This window comes from Vibrio antiquarius, assembly GCF_000024825.1.
Taxonomy (GTDB): Bacteria; Pseudomonadota; Gammaproteobacteria; order Enterobacterales; family Vibrionaceae; genus Vibrio; species Vibrio diabolicus.
Genome location: NC_013457.1, coordinates 501,410 through 519,015, shown reverse-complemented (window position 1 = coordinate 519,015; position 17,606 = coordinate 501,410). Strand labels below are relative to the sequence as shown.

At 44.7% G+C, this 17,606-nt stretch carries 13 protein-coding genes; 11 read left to right on the top strand and 2 right to left on the bottom strand.

Annotation, left to right across the window (positions count from 1 at the left end; translation table 11 throughout):
- Positions 1-67 precede the first annotated feature (67 nt).
- Both VEA_RS17285 and tssH read right to left on the bottom strand, forming a co-directional pair.
- A complete protein-coding gene (locus VEA_RS17285) occupies positions 68-1,699 on the bottom strand; it encodes a sigma-54-dependent Fis family transcriptional regulator (protein ID WP_006741100.1) in 1,632 nt (543 codons plus the stop codon).
- Positions 1,686-4,364 (bottom strand): type VI secretion system ATPase TssH, encoded by a 2,679-nt coding sequence (gene tssH, locus VEA_RS17280; protein ID WP_006741099.1) that lies wholly within the window; start codon positions 4,362-4,364, stop codon positions 1,686-1,688. The genes VEA_RS17285 and tssH overlap by 14 nt, the downstream gene beginning before the upstream one ends.
- Before the next feature lie 456 nt (positions 4,365-4,820).
- On the opposite strand from tssH, the gene VEA_RS17275 reads away from it, so the two are divergent.
- From VEA_RS17275 to tssE, 11 genes are all read left to right on the top strand, one after another.
- Positions 4,821-5,339, top strand: a complete 519-nt coding sequence (locus tag VEA_RS17275) for an Hcp family type VI secretion system effector (RefSeq protein ID WP_005373415.1) — start codon at positions 4,821-4,823, stop codon at positions 5,337-5,339.
- Between the two features lie 72 nt (positions 5,340-5,411).
- Positions 5,412-7,490 (top strand): type VI secretion system Vgr family protein, encoded by a 2,079-nt coding sequence (locus VEA_RS17270; RefSeq protein WP_006741098.1) that lies wholly within the window; start codon positions 5,412-5,414, stop codon positions 7,488-7,490.
- 2 nt (positions 7,491-7,492) lie between these two features.
- Positions 7,493-7,975, top strand: coding sequence for a hypothetical protein (locus VEA_RS17265; protein WP_006741097.1), 483 nt, complete (start codon positions 7,493-7,495; stop codon positions 7,973-7,975).
- Positions 7,976-8,086: 111 nt separating this feature from the next.
- Positions 8,087-9,406, top strand: a complete 1,320-nt coding sequence (locus VEA_RS17260) for a hypothetical protein (RefSeq protein ID WP_006741096.1) — start codon at positions 8,087-8,089, stop codon at positions 9,404-9,406.
- Entirely contained in the window at positions 9,387-10,379 is a 993-nt protein-coding gene (locus VEA_RS17255; protein ID WP_006741095.1) for a DUF2169 family type VI secretion system accessory protein, read from the top strand. Before VEA_RS17260 ends, VEA_RS17255 begins: the two co-directional genes overlap by 20 nt.
- On the top strand, positions 10,372-11,316 hold the full coding sequence (locus VEA_RS17250; protein WP_006741094.1) for a hypothetical protein: 945 nt from the start codon (positions 10,372-10,374) through the stop codon (positions 11,314-11,316). The genes VEA_RS17255 and VEA_RS17250 overlap by 8 nt, the downstream gene beginning before the upstream one ends.
- Positions 11,317-11,553: 237 nt before the next feature.
- On the top strand, positions 11,554-13,554 hold the full coding sequence (locus tag VEA_RS17245) for a serine/threonine protein kinase (protein ID WP_006741093.1): 2,001 nt from the start codon (positions 11,554-11,556) through the stop codon (positions 13,552-13,554).
- Positions 13,541-15,109, top strand: a complete 1,569-nt coding sequence (tssA, locus tag VEA_RS17240) for a type VI secretion system protein TssA (protein WP_006741092.1) — start codon at positions 13,541-13,543, stop codon at positions 15,107-15,109. The genes VEA_RS17245 and tssA overlap by 14 nt, the downstream gene beginning before the upstream one ends.
- 26 nt (positions 15,110-15,135) lie before the next feature.
- On the top strand, positions 15,136-15,642 hold the full coding sequence (gene tssB, locus VEA_RS17235) for a type VI secretion system contractile sheath small subunit (RefSeq protein WP_006741091.1): 507 nt from the start codon (positions 15,136-15,138) through the stop codon (positions 15,640-15,642).
- A gap of 8 nt (positions 15,643-15,650) precedes the next feature.
- Positions 15,651-17,126 (top strand): type VI secretion system contractile sheath large subunit, encoded by a 1,476-nt coding sequence (tssC, locus tag VEA_RS17230; RefSeq protein WP_005392635.1) that lies wholly within the window; start codon positions 15,651-15,653, stop codon positions 17,124-17,126.
- A gap of 61 nt (positions 17,127-17,187) precedes the next feature.
- The gene (gene tssE, locus VEA_RS17225; RefSeq protein WP_005392634.1) at positions 17,188-17,598 is read left to right on the top strand and encodes a type VI secretion system baseplate subunit TssE; all 411 of its coding nucleotides are present in this window, start codon (positions 17,188-17,190) and stop codon (positions 17,596-17,598) included.
- The last annotated feature ends 8 nt before the right edge of the window (positions 17,599-17,606 follow it).

Sequence of the window (17,606 nt, the reverse complement as noted above, 5' to 3'; positions counted from 1 at the left end):
GGTTTTTCTTCTCTTACCAACGGAAACTGAAGTAAAGTTTTCTCGCATCTCGCATCTCGCATCTCGCTTAACCAGCTGCAGAAATGTCGTATTTCTTCATCTTATGGTTGAGAGTGCTCATTGGAAGTGCCAATTGCTCAGCGGCCTTCTTGGTGTGCCAATTGCAGGCATTTAAGCAATCGATGATCACTGTACGCTCGTATTGGCTAACGACGTCCTTAAGACTCTTTGAAACGTCTTCTAAATCCGCTTGTGCCTGCTGCTCGTAAGCAGGTTGCTCTGGGGTAGGTGAAGCTGCTTTCATGTCGATACTTGGCACACTTTCTGGGATTTGTTCGCCAAACTCAATGTGAGTAATGGTTTCAAAATCGGACAGTAGCACCGAGCGCTCAATGATGTTCTTAAGCTCACGCACGTTACCTGGGTATTGATAGGCAAGAAGCTGTTTACGTACGTTGGCACTTAACCCTGGCGCTTGCGGCAAGCCTAGCGTGTTGGTTGTGTGTTGCACGAAATGTTCAGCAAGGGGAATAATATCCGACTTGCGTGCTCTCAGTGGTGGTAATGTAATAGGGAACACATTCAAGCGATAGAACAAGTCGGCACGAAATCCGCCATCTCTAATTTGCTGCATAAGATTACAGTGGGTTGCGGCGATAACGCGAACGTCCACTTCAATCTCTTTGCTGGTACCGATAGGGCGAACTTTACGTTCTTGTAGCACACGCAGCAATTTTGCCTGCAGTAGCATTGGCATATCGCCAATCTCATCCAAGAAAAGCGTACCGCCGTTGGCTGCTTCAAACAAACCGACTTTGTCTTTGTCCGCGCCAGTGAATGAGCCTTTCTTATGGCCAAAGAGTTCTGACTCTAATAACTGCTCTGGGATTGCGGCACAGTTCTGTACGATCAAAGGTTGTTCTGAACGATTAGAGTTTTCGTGAATGTATTTCGCGATCACCTCTTTACCAGCGCCCGTTTCACCACGCAACAGAACGTCGACAGGAAGAGATAGCACCTTATCAAGACGATTCAAGACATTGAGCATTTCTTCGCTCTCTGCAATAGGACCTTGATAGGCTTTCTGAGTACGTTTTTTGAGCTGAGTGTTCTCGCGTACTAGGGCTTGATTGTCGGCATTGAGATTTTTTATTACTTGCCCGTATTGCTCTAACCACACAGCTTGGCGAATATTACTCGCGGCCATTCGACAAAACTCCGTCAAGGCTGCCTCGTTGTCGATGACGTTCAAATCGAGTAAGACTAACAGCCCAATGGTTTTGCTTTCGCTATCAATCAAAGGCCAAGCCAGTAAGTTCTCGCTTTTTAATCCCAGTGTCTGCTCAGTTTGATAGATGCTTTCGCAGTCATAGCCGTTGTACTTATACAACTCGTTAATCAACACCACTTCACCATTACGAATGGCAAAGTTAAATGGGTCGTTTTCACTGGCTGAGTCTAACTGCAATGCTTCCCAAGGGTGGGAAACGATTGTTTTATCGTTATGGTGAGCGGTACTTGGAATCAACGCCTGCCCAGTCTGGTCCAAAACATAAATGATGCCGTGCTTTGCGAGGGTCATTTGTCTCGCAGCGGTCAACACAGCATCCAAGGTTTGGGTAAGCTGGCTGCGATCAGCCAAAGACTGACTGATCGCAAGTAGGGCGTTGCTAAGTTCGCTATGGTTAGCTGAACGCATAGGTTAGTGTTCCTTGCTCATCGACAGACACTTCGATTTGCGTATGTGAATCATCCTTGTCATGCACTAATAGTTGAGTCGATAGCTGAGGCAGTAACTGACGGTTGATTACCGCGTCAATGTTACGCGCGCCCGTTTCAGCAAGGCGACAGTTGCCTAGTACGAACTCAACCAAGCTTTCTTCGTAGCTCAGAGACAACTTGTGATGGCTCTGTAGACGCTGAGAAACTTTGTTCAGCTTATGGTGAATGATTTCTGTCATCGCTTCATCAGAAAGCGGAACAAATGGCAGTACCGACATACGTGCCAACAGCGCCGGTTTGAAGTGTTGGTTCAAAGTAGGGCGGATAGCTTCTGCGATGATGTTTGCATCAATGTCTTTGGATTGATGAACCAAAGATTCAATCTCGTGCGTCGCAAGGTTACTGGTCATGATGATCAGCGTGTTCTTGAAATCGATGGTTCGGCCTTCGCCGTCGTTCAGCGTACCTTTGTCGAACACTTGGTAGAATAGGTTCAACACTTCTGGGTCGGCTTTTTCTACTTCATCAAGAAGTACAACAGAGTATGGACGCTGACGTACCGCTTCTGTCAGCATGCCGCCTTCACCGTAACCTACGTAACCCGGAGGTGAACCAATTAGGCGAGATACCGTGTGCTTCTCTTGGAACTCAGACATGTTGATGGTCGTCATAAAGCGCTCACCACCAAACATTTGATCAGCGATCGAACGAGCCGTTTCGGTTTTACCCACACCACTTGGGCCAACCAGTAGGAATACGCCCGTCGGTGCGTCTGGGTTGCCTAGGCCTGCTTTTGCGGTTTGAATGCCTTCAGACAGTGCATCGATAGCGTATTCTTGGCCTTTGATGCTCTGTGTTAGGCTTTCTTTCAGTTTTAGCGTGGTTTCTGCTTCGTCTTGAAGCATCTTACCCATTGGAATACCAGTCCAGTCCGAGATCACGTGGCTAACTTCATCTGGACCAACTTCAAAGTGAACCAATGGGTTGCCATTGCGGATTGCGTCTAGCTGTTCCTGGCAGGCCGAAATTGCAATGCGAACGGCTTCTTCATCCATCTCTGCATATGGAGAAACGTCTTGCTCTTGTTCTGAATCTTCTTCTGCAACAAGCTCTTCTTCATTTGTTTCGCCAAACACCAGCTCATGCAAGCGAGAGCGTAGAGCAATCATCTCTTGGATCTGCTCTTTTTCTTTGTGCCATTGCGCTTCTTGTTCTGCTAGCTCTTCTTTCGTTGTTTCCATTGCCAGTTCTAGGTCTGGAATGTTAGCAAGGCTGTGCTTGTCGCCAGTTTGCTGCAGAGCATCACGCTCAAGTGCTTCAAGCTCGCGCTGTTGAGCTGCAAGTTCTTGTTGCAGTGTCTCTACAGAAGCAGGAATGGCATTAAGGCTGATGTTCACTCGTGCACACGCCGTATCTAGTACATCGATCGCTTTGTCTGGCAGTTGACGGCCAGAGATGTAACGAGCAGAAAGCGCTGCCGCAGCAGTGATGGCGTCATCACGCACGTAAACGTTGTGTGACTTCTCGTATGCTGGGCGCAGACCACGAATGATCAATGCTGCTTGTTCAGGAGATGGTTCGTCGAGTTTCACCAATTGGAAACGACGTGCAAGGGCAGGATCTTTCTCGAAGTACTTCTTGTATTCCGACCATGTTGTCGCAGCGATGGTTTTCACTTCACCACGCGCTAGGGCTGGTTTTAGCAAGTTTGCCGCGTCGCTGCCGCCCGCTTGGTTACCACCGCCAACAAGGGTGTGTGCTTCATCGATGAAAAGAATGATAGGGGTTGGCGAGTTTTTCACTTCATCCAATACCGCGTTTAGGCGTTTTTCGAATTCACCTTTTACGCTTGCACCAGCTTGCAGAAGACCCATATCTAGCCCGTAAAGCTCAACACCTTTGAGGTTGTCTGGTACGTCACCTTGTACAATCTTAAGTGCCAAACCTTCTACTACTGCGGTTTTACCAACGCCCGGTTCACCAACAGCAATAGGGTTGTTTTTACGGCGACGAGCAAGAATGTCCACGATTTGGCGGATTTCTTGGTCGCGGCAGAAAACAGGGTCGATTTCGCCTTTGCGTGCTTTACCAGTGAAGTCGGTTGTGAACTTGCTCAGTGCTGAACCATCTTCACGAGCTTGTGTTTTCTCTGAAGTAGCAACTTGCGCCTCAATAGATTGGCTTGTTAGCTCCGCAAAGTTACGCTTAAGGCTGTCAGGGTTTACCGCTTCAAGGGTAGAGGCGTAACCATGTTGGCCGTAACGGAGAGGGTTGCTAACAAGAGTAAGGAGTAGGGCACCAGAGCGGATTTGTGTTTCGGATAGATCTAAAGAAGAAACCAGCCAGCTTTCTTGTAACCATTCGATTAATAACGCAGAAAAAACAGGTTTGCTGCCATTTCCTTTGGCGCTGGTGTCGAGTGTGGATCGAACCGATTGTCTTAATAAGTTCTCAGAACAATCAAAATGACTTAATAAGACGTCAAAATCACTATTTGGCCTTTCTAATAGACTCAGTAAATAATGCTCAATTTGAACTTCGTTTGCTTTTTCAGAGACTGCAAGTGCAGCGGCGTCTTCTAATGCTACTTTTGCAATCGGGTGTAGACGCTGAATTAATGAAGAAAGGTTTATATTTATCATAGCCATTTTATTCTTTAGAGGAAAAGAGGTAGCGGCTATTATACTAAAAGTGATTGCGTTCTTTTTTTATCAAGATATTTTGACTATCGTTTGTTGGTTATTTTTAATGATTATTGTGACATTAATGTTTGCGGTTATTTTAATGGCGTTGTCATTCTAAATTAATTGATAGTAAAAGTGTCGGATTTATTAGTTTTAATGACTTTATTTACACAGTTTTATATGGTTATTTTCACTTTTTAAAGTTAGAACAATTTATTATTATCTTAATCCAACTTTTTGGTTTTTTATCCAATAAATTGTACTCAATATATTAGTGAATAATGCCTAATATTACTTAAGTTGTTGTTTTTGTTTGATTTTTAAAGTTGGCACAGACTTTGATTATACCAACTAGTCGCGGTGATAAGCGATTTGGTGATTTAAACAAAACAGATTTTAGAAAAGGAAATAGCGATGCCAACTCCAGCATATATGTCTATCCAAGGTGAGACTCAAGGCCATATTACTAAAGATACTTACTCTGCAGATTCAGTAGGTAACACATGGCAAGAAGCTCACGTTGATGAGTTCCTAGTACAAGAACTTGATCACGTGCTAACAGTTCCACGTGATCCACAAAGTGGTCAGCCAACTGGTCAACGTGTACACCGTCCACTTGTTGTAACTAAAGTTCAAGATCGCTCATCTCCACTACTATTCAACGCACTAGTATCTGGCGAAAAACTTCCTGAGTGTGTGATCCGCTTCTACCGCACTTCAGTTCAAGGTAAACAAGAGCACTACTACTCAATCAAATTGATTGATGCGCTACTTGTCGATATCCAAACTCGTATGAACCACTGTCAAGACGCAGCAACAGCTGACCGCGTGACAGAAGAAGTGCTTAAGTTCACTTACCGTGCGATCGAAGTAACTCACGAAAACTGCGGTACTGCGGGTAACGACGACTGGCGTGCTCCACGCGAAGCTTAATTGCTCGTCGCGTAAAGATTCAGGGCCAACGATTGTTGGCCCTAATTCGATTATTTGTATCAGGTAAAAGATATGGTGAATGACGTAGAATTTAAATTTGAAGTGCCTGGATGTGGGCATGAATTTCGGGTTGAGAGCTTTCATGTTCATGAAGAGTTATCTAAGCCTTTCCACATCAATCTCTCATTACTTTCACTTGATCCAGATATCTCGTTCGATGAGTTAATACGTAAAGCAGGAACATTGACACTTTACGGACAAGGTGTTGGGGCTGCGCGTGTGTTCAACGGCGTGGTGAATGAAGTTCGTTACTTAGGGACTGGACGTCGTTTTTCTCGTTATCAATTAGTCTTGGTTCCTCAAGCTTGGTTCTTATCTCAGCGCCAAGATTGTCGTATTTTCCAGCAAAAGTCAGCGCAAGACATCATCACAGAAGTACTCGATGATGGGGCAGTCACCGATTACCGATTTGAAGTGTCGGGTACTTATCCTCCAAAAGAATACGTTCTGCAATACCGTGAGTCTGACTTGCACTTCGTGCAGCGTATGATGGCTGAACACGGTATGTGGTATTACTTTGACCATAGCGATTCAAATCATACGATGGTCATTGTCGACAGTAATGACGCGATTGCACCTTTGATAAGCTCGCCACTAAATGCTTCTTACATTGGGCCGATTGTTTATCATGCCGATGGTGGCGGTGTTGCCGATCGCGAACATATCTCTGATCTCGGGTTAGTTAACCGCGTTAGAACGGGACAGGTTACGTACACAGATTACAACTACGAACACCCTAAAATTCCACAAGAGATGACACAGGCTGGCGATCTAGACCAAGATCTCAAGCAGTTTGATTATCCTGGACGATACGTCGATCCGCTGATGGGTCAGGTGAGAACCACGGAGTGGATGTCGGAACACATAGTCGATAATCAACAAGTGGAAGCAACGAGTGACGTAATGCGCTTAGCATCTGGTTACAGCTTTAACGTCAGTGACCACCCGCGTTCTGAGATTAACCGCGATTACCTCATGTTGTCTGTAATGCACACAGGTCAAGATCCGCAAGTGCATGAAGATGAAGCGAGTGGTATGCCAACCACTTACTACAACCAGTTCTCGTGTATTCCACGTGATGTGGTGTTTAAAGCACCTAAACTAGCGGCACCAGTAGTGGATGGCCCGCAAACAGCGGTTGTTGTAGGACCAGAAGGTGAAGAGATTTACACCGACAAACTTGGTCGAGTGAAAGTACAGTTCCATTGGGATCGCTACGGTGATAACAACGAGCACTCAAGTTGCTGGATCCGCGTAAGCCAATCAATGGCGGCGCCAACTTGGGGCGCAGTGTACTTGCCGCGTATTGGCCATGAAGTCGTAGTGACTTTCCTTGAGGGGGATCCAGATCGTCCGTTAGTTACGGGCGCAGTTTACAACGGTTTACATTTTCCTCCGTACTCTTTACCTGAAAACAAAACTCGCACCACGTTCCGCACGCAAACGCACAAAGGAACAGGTTACAACGAGTTGAGTTTTGAAGACGAAGCGAACCAAGAAGAAGTCTATATTCACGCTCAAAAAGACATGTCGACCAAGGTGCTCAACAACCGTTACCGTGATATCGGTCAAGATGAATTCTTGAAGGTTGCACGTCACCAAACGAATGAAGTTCATGGTGACCATAAAGAAACCATTCATGGGCATAAAACGACACAAGTAAACAGTACGTTTACCGAGACAGTCGAGCAAGACGTTACCGTCACATACAACGCGAATGAAGCTCAGTATGTGAAAAACAATTCTGACTTAGAAATTGGTGATAACCGTACGACTAAGATCGGCAAAAATGATGACTTAGATATTGGTGAAAACAGTAACCTTACTATCGGTGCGTCTAAGAGTTCAGACATTGGTGCTGATGATAACCAGACGGTTGGTGGCAACTTAACGGTATCAGTGAAAGGGAACACCGCTTATAAAGCCGATGGTGCGACGCAAATCATCAGTGGCGACAAGATTGTATTGAAAACGGGTGGTTCCTCTTTAGTGATGAACAGTGATGGTTCAATAAAGTTATCAGGCTCGGCTATTACGATCGAAGGCAGTGACAAAGTCGTCGTGAAAGGTGGCAACGTAGTGGTTAACTAACAATGGAAAAACAACCTCTTACAACAGAAGTAATATCAGAGCAGCAAGCCGAATCAACGGCTTGCTTTTCGCGTTTTGGAATAATAGTGGCTATCAATGAGTCTACGGGCAGTGTGCGAGTTGATTTTGATGGTAACCCATTTAAGCAGCCACTCACTGCGAGGCTAGGACGTGGCTTTCGTCGTTCTGAACTGCAAATGGCTATTGATAATCGATTAAGTTGTCGAATTGAGTTTTTGAACGACGACTTAAGCTTGCCTCTTGTGACGGACATTTTCTTCTCCATTCTGGATGACTCTGATGAGTTTGTATTGCGAGCTAAGAAGATGGTGATCGAGACAGAACAAGAGTTGATAGTCAAAAGTGGTGAGACAGAAACTCGCTATAGCGGGCGCGATGGACGAATTACCACTAAAGCGAAGTACGTCACTTCTCAAGCAGAAAAAGCACAAAAAATTCAAGGCGGAACGATCGCAATTAACTAGTTACATCGCGTTAGCTAATGGTTTTGTGTTAACAAGTCACGCCGAGTGAGCTAATTACTTCGAGTTAACTAATTGCAATCGCGTTATGGCACGCTAATAACGGACAACTAGATGCGACAAAGAATCGGTGCCGAGCACCTAAAGGCACCCATAACCAATCAAGAAGTCGAAGGCGCGTTAGCAAAAGCTGAGCGCGCTGTGAATGACCTTTCCCAATTGCCAGTAACGTGGCTGGATTTCTGTAATGAAAAGCTGTCCATTGCTTCTGAAAGTATCGGGTTTTTAATCAGGCAGCGAGTTCAAATTCACAAAAGGGGTTATCCAAGTCGTGAGTTGGAGTATCTCAAACTGATCGAACGCCAAATTGAAGAACTGAAGCAGGTGTACTTGTCGTTTTATCGGTTAGCACCGGGGTTGATTCATCAATTAAGAGGCCAGGAGCCAGAAATCTACGGCTGGCTGATGCTACAGGGCGAGTTGGGCTCAGAGTTGGATAACCTTTTGTGTGGATTGAGTTTACTCGAAGAGTTAGATGCTAAAACTGCAATGGTCATTGCCGTACAATCTCCGGTTGAGTCTATGGATAGCACGCTTTCGGAGCTTATTGAGGGTAATGCGACATCCAGTGCGTTTTACTTTGAATGCTTACGTGTACGTCAAACACTAAGCGTCTCTCTCATCAAGCGCTGGAACAAAGCCAGCATCATTAGCTCTCATGTTGCTTTGCCACTACTCGCTTTACAAGACGTGAAAGAGGGGATTGATTGGCTTAATGACAATGAAGGCAGCGAACAATATCTATTTGAACGCTTGATTACCAAACGTGACAGAGGCACTTGGTTCCGTCAGAGCTTTGGCATCGAACCAAGTGGATTACCATCAGCGCAAGCGCTCACTTATGCCAAGTTGCTTGAGTTAAAAGAGTTTGAGGCGTTTGATATCTCTTCTCCATTAGCACCTGTTGATTTTGCTCTGAGTGGTGATTGGAAGTTGATGCCCCCAATCATCGAGCACTTGGAAAGTCTGGAGGAAGCTGAGGGTGAAATTTGGCTTCAAGCTTTGTATGTCGTCTACGGAAAGCTTCTTCCTCTGACTCCGCAAGATGTTGGTGTCGAGTATGAATGGGAAGATATCGTCGATCTTCTCAATGAGTGGGTGGAAGATGAAAAATATATCCAAAATCTACCAAGCCGCTTGGGTTACGCATTGAGCTTCGAGTCTACGTTAGCTGCGATGCAAGATGCTAACGTTGATGTGCTGTTCCGCGATTGGCTATGGCGTCAACTCTGTATTCAATCCAGAGCCTACGTGCCTTGGGATATGGCAATGCCGATTCATCAACAAGACTGGAACTTCAACAATTTAAAGGCCGCACCTTCTGCGAGCGAACGATTCAACTTAAGGAATAGCAATGCAGTTATGGGATATTGAGGCGCACCCTGAGCTATCACTTAAAGGTCGTTTTCAACGTGACGAAAACGGCGATGAAGTCTGGGTTGTGGTCGCCAAACGCACATGGCAATTCGATGGTGTGGTTTGGCACGAATTAGGTGAAAGTGAAATCTTCGATGATCCCCAATATTTGGGCGAAGAAGGCTTCTCTGCGATGAAAGTTGACCACGAGTTCGCGTATACCAAAGACAACACAGATGTACTTGTTTACGGCAAAGCGCGCAGCTACGCGAAAAAGCCAGTGACATACCAAGAGTGTCGTGTGCTGATTGATGGTCATATCGATAAGAGTCTCGCTATTCACGGGGAACGCGTATGGGTTGAGCATGCTGGCAGTATCACGCTGAGTAACCCAGTCCCATTTATTGAAAAAGACATTGATTACACTTGCGCGATTGGTGGTGATTTACGCAACCGAATTGGCGGTGGTATTGCCGATTCCAACAAAGAGTTGCTTGAGCAGAAAGTGCCCTCGGTTTTTTATCCTCGAGAGGACTGGAGTGCCACCGCGAAAAAACTACGTGTTGCGGGTTTCGGGCCCGTGCCTCCTTTCTTTGAGTCGCGCCAGAAGCTGGCCGGCACGTTCGATTACGATTGGATTGAGAACCGCAAGCCAATGTTGCCACTCGATTTTGATAAGCGTTTCTTCCAAAGCGCGCCTATTGATCAACAGTGCAAAGGCTTCCTTCGTGGAGGAGAGCGTTTGATGATGAGCGGCTTTTGTCATGATGACACGCTTTCATTCCGCATTCCTAAAGAGAAATATCGAGCAACTGCCGTTTTTAATAACGATAGCTATCAAGTTGATATGGCGATGTACACCTTATTCGTTGATGCTGAAAAGAAAACTATATCAATCAGTTACACCGCCGCGTTTCCTTGTCAGGGGAAAGAACACTTGCTGGTGTCTACATCTATCGCTAAGTTGGAAGAGGTAAGCGAGCATGCATAATTCAACAGGCCGTTACGTGCTAGGTATGGAAGTGATGACGCCAACCGGTATGAATTTAGATATTGCCAGTGCAGTTTCGTATGCTGATTTAGGAAGATTCGACCAATGTGTAGGGGATGATGGTATCGAGCGTTTTACTTACGCAAAAATCGAATACACCAAAGAAATTGAGCAGTTTGAGAAAACGTGTGAGTTAATAACCCACTTGCTTGATTCATTGTTAGCGCAGTTACCACGTTCATTGAGACCAATACCTTTGCTTATAGCGGTGCCTGCGTCTGTTTCACTAGTAAAGGTGCAAGAATGGCTTGGTGAAAGTCACTACGCTGACTTTCTCTCTGTGGTGAATGCAGTTCATGCCAGTGGGCCTAGTTTCGTTCTCCTGGCCATGAAATCATTGGATAAATATGATGCCATGATGTGTATCAGTGTCGATTCCTTGGTGAATTCGATGCAAACACTCATCGACGATGCGATGGTAATGAGTACGAATAATCCATGGGGCGTTATTCCGAGCGAGGGTGGGGCAGGTTTAATTCTTTGTCGCAGAAATACCATAGAGACATTGAAACTTAAGCCTCAAGCGCAGCTTGGCTACATTGATACGGAATTAAACACTTCAGACCGAAGAGGCATGTTTCGACTTGTTCAGCGTGCAAGTAAAAAGATCGATTCATTTGGTGAAGTGTATTCCGATATGACGAACCTTCGCATGCACTCGGAAGATTACGGCTTTGCTCTGGGGGCTAAAGCAGAACGATTCACGAACCCAGAACAACCGCAGCTTATCAATGAGTTGTGGGGCACGATGGGCAGTTGCTCTTCTCTAGCCTTAATCGCCTTTGCGGTCAGAGATCACCATTTTAGGCAACCAACCACGTTGTTAATGTTTGACTTTCATGGTGACAAGGGGATTCTCCAGTTGCTGCAATGTTAGTAGGCACTTATCGATCAAATGGCAATGAAAATACACTCATATTATTAGGTTTACGTTTGTATCATGAAAAAGCGTATAACTGATGCAGTGAAAGCGTAAGTAAAAAACTCTAATAAGTTAGTAATAATAACTAAAATAATAGGCTTACTGTTTGTTTTAAATACTAGCCTTGATACAAGTATGTTCAAGAAAATATTATTCAACTCTAATAATATTTATTCTATGAAAGAGTACTAAGTGTCTAATAATCAGAGTACAGCCAAAGGATATATCGATCAGTTGGTTGTGAAAGCTATTGAGAAAAAGAAACTGAATGAGCAAAGGCTAGCAGAAAAAAATAAGCCAAAGCTTGAGTACGTGCTTTTTTCACAATTTGATGTATTAGACAAGCTTCCCTCTAAAAATGGTAAAACAACCGTTTATCATCTCGCAAAAAAAGGGCAGCCAGAAAAGCAGATCTGTTGCAAAGTTATCAATGATGACTCGCCAGAATTTGCGAGTAAAATGTTGGTTAACGAAGCGAGTCGATTAGAGCTTTCCCAACATCCTAGCGTGGCTAACTTCATAAAAATCGGCAACGAATTCGAACGCCCATATTTGATGTACGAGTGGATCCAAGGTGAATCACTGGCAGAAAAGATGGAGCGTCACTCTTTTAAAGGTTTCCGCCACGACCATATCGCTTGGTTGGTATATCAACTCGCTGGTGCCTTAGAGTTTATGCACACAAGAGGCATCTGCCATCTTGATATTAAGCCATCCAACGTGCTAGTGAGTGAAGGCGATTACGTTAAACTCATCGATTTCGGTGCTGCTCGTTATATTGGAGAAACGGAACCTTACGCAGAAGCAAGCTTGAACTACGCTTCACCTCTTTATATCGAAACTGGCATCGCGGAACCGCAAGATGATGTTTACTCCCTTGCTTTGCTCGCTGGACATTTATTTTTGGGTTCAATATTTGGTGATACTTGGAATAAACAATTAAAAGACCGAAAGCGTCCTGCATTGATCCCGGCTCATATTTGGAAGTTGTTGAAACAAGTCATCAATAAACCAAGAGGGCATGGCTATACCGCTATTTCTTTCGCCCAGCAGTTAGCACGAATCGATACTCAATCGATTAACTCAAATTCTAACGCACCAATTTTCAGTAGCTTGCGTAATGCGGATCTTCTGCTTACACACTGTAAGTCGAATGATAAAACAGCGTACGGACGCTTCAAACTATTGGAGGCGAGTTTAGTGTTGAGTGTGGTGGCAATGACAGGAAGTTATTTGTATCAGCAAAATTCGGATGCATTGGATGCTATTTTTGCCAAAGAAACGACACCTTTAAGTCACACAATCACGCCCACAGATACTGCTTCTTTTTTGGCTGAGCCGCCATGGAAAATCAAAGAAGTATTAGCAAAAACTGAGCAGAGCGTTGATACAACTAAAGCCTACCGAGAAGCGTATCGAGTTCAGCAATTAAGCCTTTCGGGTTTATATAATGAAAAACAGACTCAGTTGAAGTCTTATCAATCTTTAGCTGATGGACTACCACAGACATTAGTGGATTTACGCAAGGAGCTTGTCACGTTACGAGAGGAACTCGTTCGTGATGGTGCATTGTTTCCCTATGCGGACGAAACACTGACTAAAGTGATGTCGGGTTTGAATGTCGCCTCTGTTGATTCCATGAAAGTATCTGCCATTGCTGGCAGTCGTGATAAGCAGATTGCTCACTTAATTTTAGATGGTGAAGCTAAGCTCGCAGAAGAAGAAATGAAAGAGGCGTGGTTATTAAACCAGTCACAGGCATATTTCTATAGCCAAATTTTACCAAAGAGAGTGATGGAAAATATTAATGACTCCATTGATAAACATGCAGAAGCTCACTTTTATACCAAAGCGATTGAAGAAGCTGAATTAGCCAAAGACTACTTTGGTAATACGCCAGAACTAGAAAAAAAAATAACAGACTTAATCATCGCAAGAAGCGAATTTATTTTGTTTAGTACGGTGATGGAGCAATCCATTTTCGACAAACAGAAATTGCATGAGTCCCTTGCTGATTTAGAACGAAATGCGCCAAGAAAATTTACAGAGATCACAAAAATTCTAGATAGCATGGCGTCGGATGCGATTAATCAGAGTCATCAGTTTTCTAAGCCTGCAAATGGTGCCATCGCCGTAGCTCGTGCATTGAGAGACTACTTGACTGAAGGAGATGCGAATTTTGTCCAACATTGATACTGATCACCTTCTTAAACCGATTTCTGATGAATCTCCTGCGGGTAACGATGCTCGTTACGAGTTTTGCTATGAAATGATGGAAGCCGAGGTAAAAAAGTTCGGCTCACTATTTGGCGAAACGGTCGACTGGAATGTAGTAAAAACCAATGCGATGGAAGTGCTCGAGCATCATAGTAAAGATTTAAAAGCACTTTGCTATTTAGTACGAGCGCTTGCAGAGGAATCCGGGCTCAAAGGTTTTGAACAAGGTCTGAAACTGCTTAATGAGGCGTTAGCTTGCTTCGGTAGTGATCTTTACCCGTCACGGAAACGCGGTAGAGACGGTGCGGTGGAGTGGTTGAATCATCAATTTAAATTGATGAGCACTAAACTTGCGGACAGTGCGCAATCTTGGGAATTAGTTTCAGGTTGCATTTCGACTATTGAAGAAGTGCAGCGTCAGTACGACGATGTTTACCAAGATTCCGAAGCTGACTTCTTTGAGATTCGCACGCAGCTCAATGTTTTATCTCAACAAGCAGCTGCCGATGACCAGAGCGATGACGCAATAGCTACCATCGAACAAGCGGCACCAGCTACGCAGCCTGCCGCGGTAGAAACGCCAGCACAGAACGACGTTCAAACCGCTTCAGCGAAGACGGTTCCGCCGACGCCTAAACCTGCGCCAGTTAAGAAAGCCGTAGCAAAAGAAGTCGATGTCGATACAGATTTCTCGTCGCCTACGGCTTCAAAACGCACGTTAAAAAAAGTCGCGGAAGTCATGCTTCATGCGAATCCAAGTGATCCGCTGGCTTACCGAATTTATCGTCATCTGACTTGGGATGACATTGATGGTCTACCTGACCACCAAAACGATCAAACGCCATTGAGCTTGGCGGTATCGTCCGATCAGCAAGCGGAATACCGCGACAAAGCCAATCAGGAAAGTGACATCGACACGATTAAACGTTTGGAGCGCACGCTAACTGACGCGCCATTTTGGCTCACAGGCCACCATTTCGTGTATTTGATGCTTACTAACTTAGGTTTTGATGACGCAGCACTTGCCGTGAAACAAGAAGTAAAGCGGTTTGTTGAGTCATTGGAGGGCATCGAACGCCTCTCTTTTAAGAATTCTATACCATTTGCAGATGAAGCAACATTGAGTTGGTTGTCTACTCAAGATGCTACTTCATCGGCAGCACAAACTGTTGTACAGACGGTTGTGATCGCTGAAGAAGATTCATTGCTGGTGGAGGATATCACTCTAGAAAATCTAGGGGAATATGCCGCAGAACTTGCCCGCAAGCTTGAGCTGGATGGCTCAGGGCGTGGACAGTTCATGCTGTATTTACAATTGATAGCAGCTTACCAGTCTGTTGGATTATACCCGTTGTGTTTGCCGTATCTTGAGAAGGGGTGGGAAGTACAAAATGCGTTTAATCTCGCGAGCTGGGAACCCCACTTATCGTCGCAGTTAGAAGACCTGATTCGAAAAACACTCCATCAGTTATTCAGAAGTAAGGATCTTTTACCTGAGAAGTATGAAGAGTGGAAAGCAATTTATGACTAATTAAAGAGTTAGATAAGGAACGAATTATGTCACGTGACGGCTCGGTGGCTCCTAAAGAGCGAATTAATATCCGTTATGTTCCAGCAACTGGCGATACGCAAGAAGACGTAGAACTGCCGCTAAGCATGATGGTGGTTGGCGACTTTACTGCACGTGCAGATGAGACGCCAATTGAAGAACGCACTCCAATCAATATCGATAAAGACAACTTTAACGAAGTGCTAGAAGGCATGTCTCCAAACGTTAAAGTGAACGTTGAAAACCGTCTTTCTGATGAAGAAGGCGGCCAAATCGGTGTTGATCTAACGTTCCAAAACATGAAGGACTTCTCTCCAGAAGCGATTGCGAAAAGCGTGCCTGAACTAAACAGCCTGCTTGAACTTCGCGAAGCCTTGGTGGCGCTGAAAGGCCCTCTAGGTAATGTTCCTGCATTCCGCAAGAAGATCGCATCGGTTCTTCAAGATGAAGACGCGAGAAAGAAACTGTTGGATGAACTAAGCATTGGTAACGACCAAGAAGCAAAAGAAGAGTAAGGGATATCATGTCTGCAGAAGCACAAGCGCCAGAACAAGAAGCAGCCTTAGTTGAATCAGGCTCACTTCTGGATAGCATTCTTAACGAAACTCGTTTAAAGCCAAGTGATGAAGGTTTTGATGTTGCAAAACGCGGCGTAGAAGCATTCATCAGTGAGCTACTAAGCAGCTCGAACACAGAGAAAGTGGATCAGTCTTTAGTTGATCTGATGATCTCAGAAATTGACCAAAAACTGTCTAAGCAAGTTGATGCAATTCTTCACAACGAAGAAGTTCAAGCGATTGAATCAACTTGGCGTGGCCTTAAGTACCTGGTTGACCACACTGACTTCCGTGAGAACATTCAAATTGAATTGATCTCTGCAAAGAAAGATGAAGTTCTTGATGACTTCGAAGACGCGCCAGAAGTGGTGAAGTCTGGTTTGTACAAACAAATCTATACGCGTGAATATGGCCAATTTGGTGGTAAACCTGTTGGCGCAGTCATTTGTGACTACGATATGTCGGCTTCGTCTCCAGACATCAAACTGATGGAGTACATGGCAAACGTGGGTGCAATGTCTCATGCTCCATTTATTACATCTGCGTCTGCGAAGTTCTTTGGTTTAGATAGCTATGAAGAGCTACCGAATCTAAAAGATCTTAAGTCAGTATTTGAAGGCCCACAATACACTAAATGGCGTAGTCTACGTGAACACGAAGATGCACGTTACCTAGGTCTATGTACGTCTCGCTTTATGCTACGTACACCTTACTCTGTAGAAGATAACCCAATTAAGGCGTTTGACTACGATGAGCAAGTAACAGACAGCCATGACAACTACCTATGGGGTAACTCTGCGTACGCGATGGCATCAAAAATTAGTGAGTCTTTCGCTAAGTACCGTTGGTGTCCAAACATCATTGGTCCTCAAAGCGGTGGTACTGTGCATGACTTACCGGTTTACAACTTTGAAGCCATGGGTCAAATCGAAACTAAGATCCCAACTGAGATTCTTGTTTCTGACCGTCGCGAGTACGAGCTAGCAGAAGAAGGCTTCATTGCGCTAACCATGCGTAAAGGTTCTGACAACGCGGCGTTCTTCTCTGCAAACTCTGTTCAAAAACCGAAAGTGTTTGCGAACACGCCAGAAGGCAAACAAGCAGAGATGAACTACAAGCTAGGTACTCAGCTTCCTTACATGTTCATCATCAACCGTCTAGCACACTACATAAAAGTGCTACAGCGTGAGCAAATCGGTTCGTGGAAAGAGCGTTCAGACCTAGAAATTGAACTGAACAAGTGGATTCGTCAATACGTTTCTGACCAGGAAAACCCGCCAGCAGAAGTCCGTGGTCGTCGTCCACTACGTGCTGCTAAGGTTGAAGTATCAGACGTAGAAGGTGACCCAGGTTGGTACAAAGTATCAATGTCTGTACGTCCTCACTTCAAGTACATGGGTGCAAGCTTCGACTTGTCTCTAGTTGGTAAGTTAGACCAATAACCCATTGCTGAAACCATAAAGCAGCCAGTAAAGACTGGCTGCTTTTTTCGTAGGAGTGAAGATGGAAAAAGGTTATCGCCTTTTAGAGCGGATTGAGCTTGGTGAACCCAAAAACTGTTACGAGAAAGTCGTTTCTCACAAGCATTTGATTGAATCTATTCATTCTCATCTCGCAGACTTGCTGAATACACATTCTGGGAATGCAATGATCGACAATGAGTATGGTTTACCAGATTTTAATGACGTACTTTCTAACAACACGAACCTAGTTCGCCACATTCAAAAAAACATCACGTCAACCATAGAACGCTTTGAACCGCGACTGTTGAATGTCGAGGTTAATTATCGTGAAGATCACCATAACCCGCTACAACTCGGCTTTGGTATTCGCGGCGAAGTTTCCCATAACGGCGGTAAAGTCCCAATGTCGATAGACGTCTACATGGGAACCGACGGCCAATTTAACGTTTAGTAGGTGCC

What these genes read in the sequence shown, in the direction of transcription:
- VEA_RS17285 (WP_006741100.1), bottom strand. Translation starts at nt 1,699, where the DNA reads ATGCGTTCAGCTAACCATAGCGAACTTAGCAACGCCCTACTTGCGATC.
- tssH (WP_006741099.1), bottom strand. Translation starts at nt 4,364, where the DNA reads ATGATAAATATAAACCTTTCTTCATTAATTCAGCGTCTACACCCGATT.
- VEA_RS17275 (WP_005373415.1), top strand. Translation starts at nt 4,821, where the DNA reads ATGCCAACTCCAGCATATATGTCTATCCAAGGTGAGACTCAAGGCCAT.
- VEA_RS17270 (WP_006741098.1), top strand. Translation starts at nt 5,412, where the DNA reads ATGGTGAATGACGTAGAATTTAAATTTGAAGTGCCTGGATGTGGGCAT.
- VEA_RS17265 (WP_006741097.1), top strand. Translation starts at nt 7,493, where the DNA reads ATGGAAAAACAACCTCTTACAACAGAAGTAATATCAGAGCAGCAAGCC.
- VEA_RS17260 (WP_006741096.1), top strand. Translation starts at nt 8,087, where the DNA reads ATGCGACAAAGAATCGGTGCCGAGCACCTAAAGGCACCCATAACCAAT.
- VEA_RS17255 (WP_006741095.1), top strand. Translation starts at nt 9,387, where the DNA reads ATGCAGTTATGGGATATTGAGGCGCACCCTGAGCTATCACTTAAAGGT.
- VEA_RS17250 (WP_006741094.1), top strand. Translation starts at nt 10,372, where the DNA reads ATGCATAATTCAACAGGCCGTTACGTGCTAGGTATGGAAGTGATGACG.
- tssB (WP_006741091.1), top strand. Translation starts at nt 15,136, where the DNA reads ATGTCACGTGACGGCTCGGTGGCTCCTAAAGAGCGAATTAATATCCGT.
- tssC (WP_005392635.1), top strand. Translation starts at nt 15,651, where the DNA reads ATGTCTGCAGAAGCACAAGCGCCAGAACAAGAAGCAGCCTTAGTTGAA.
- tssE (WP_005392634.1), top strand. Translation starts at nt 17,188, where the DNA reads ATGGAAAAAGGTTATCGCCTTTTAGAGCGGATTGAGCTTGGTGAACCC.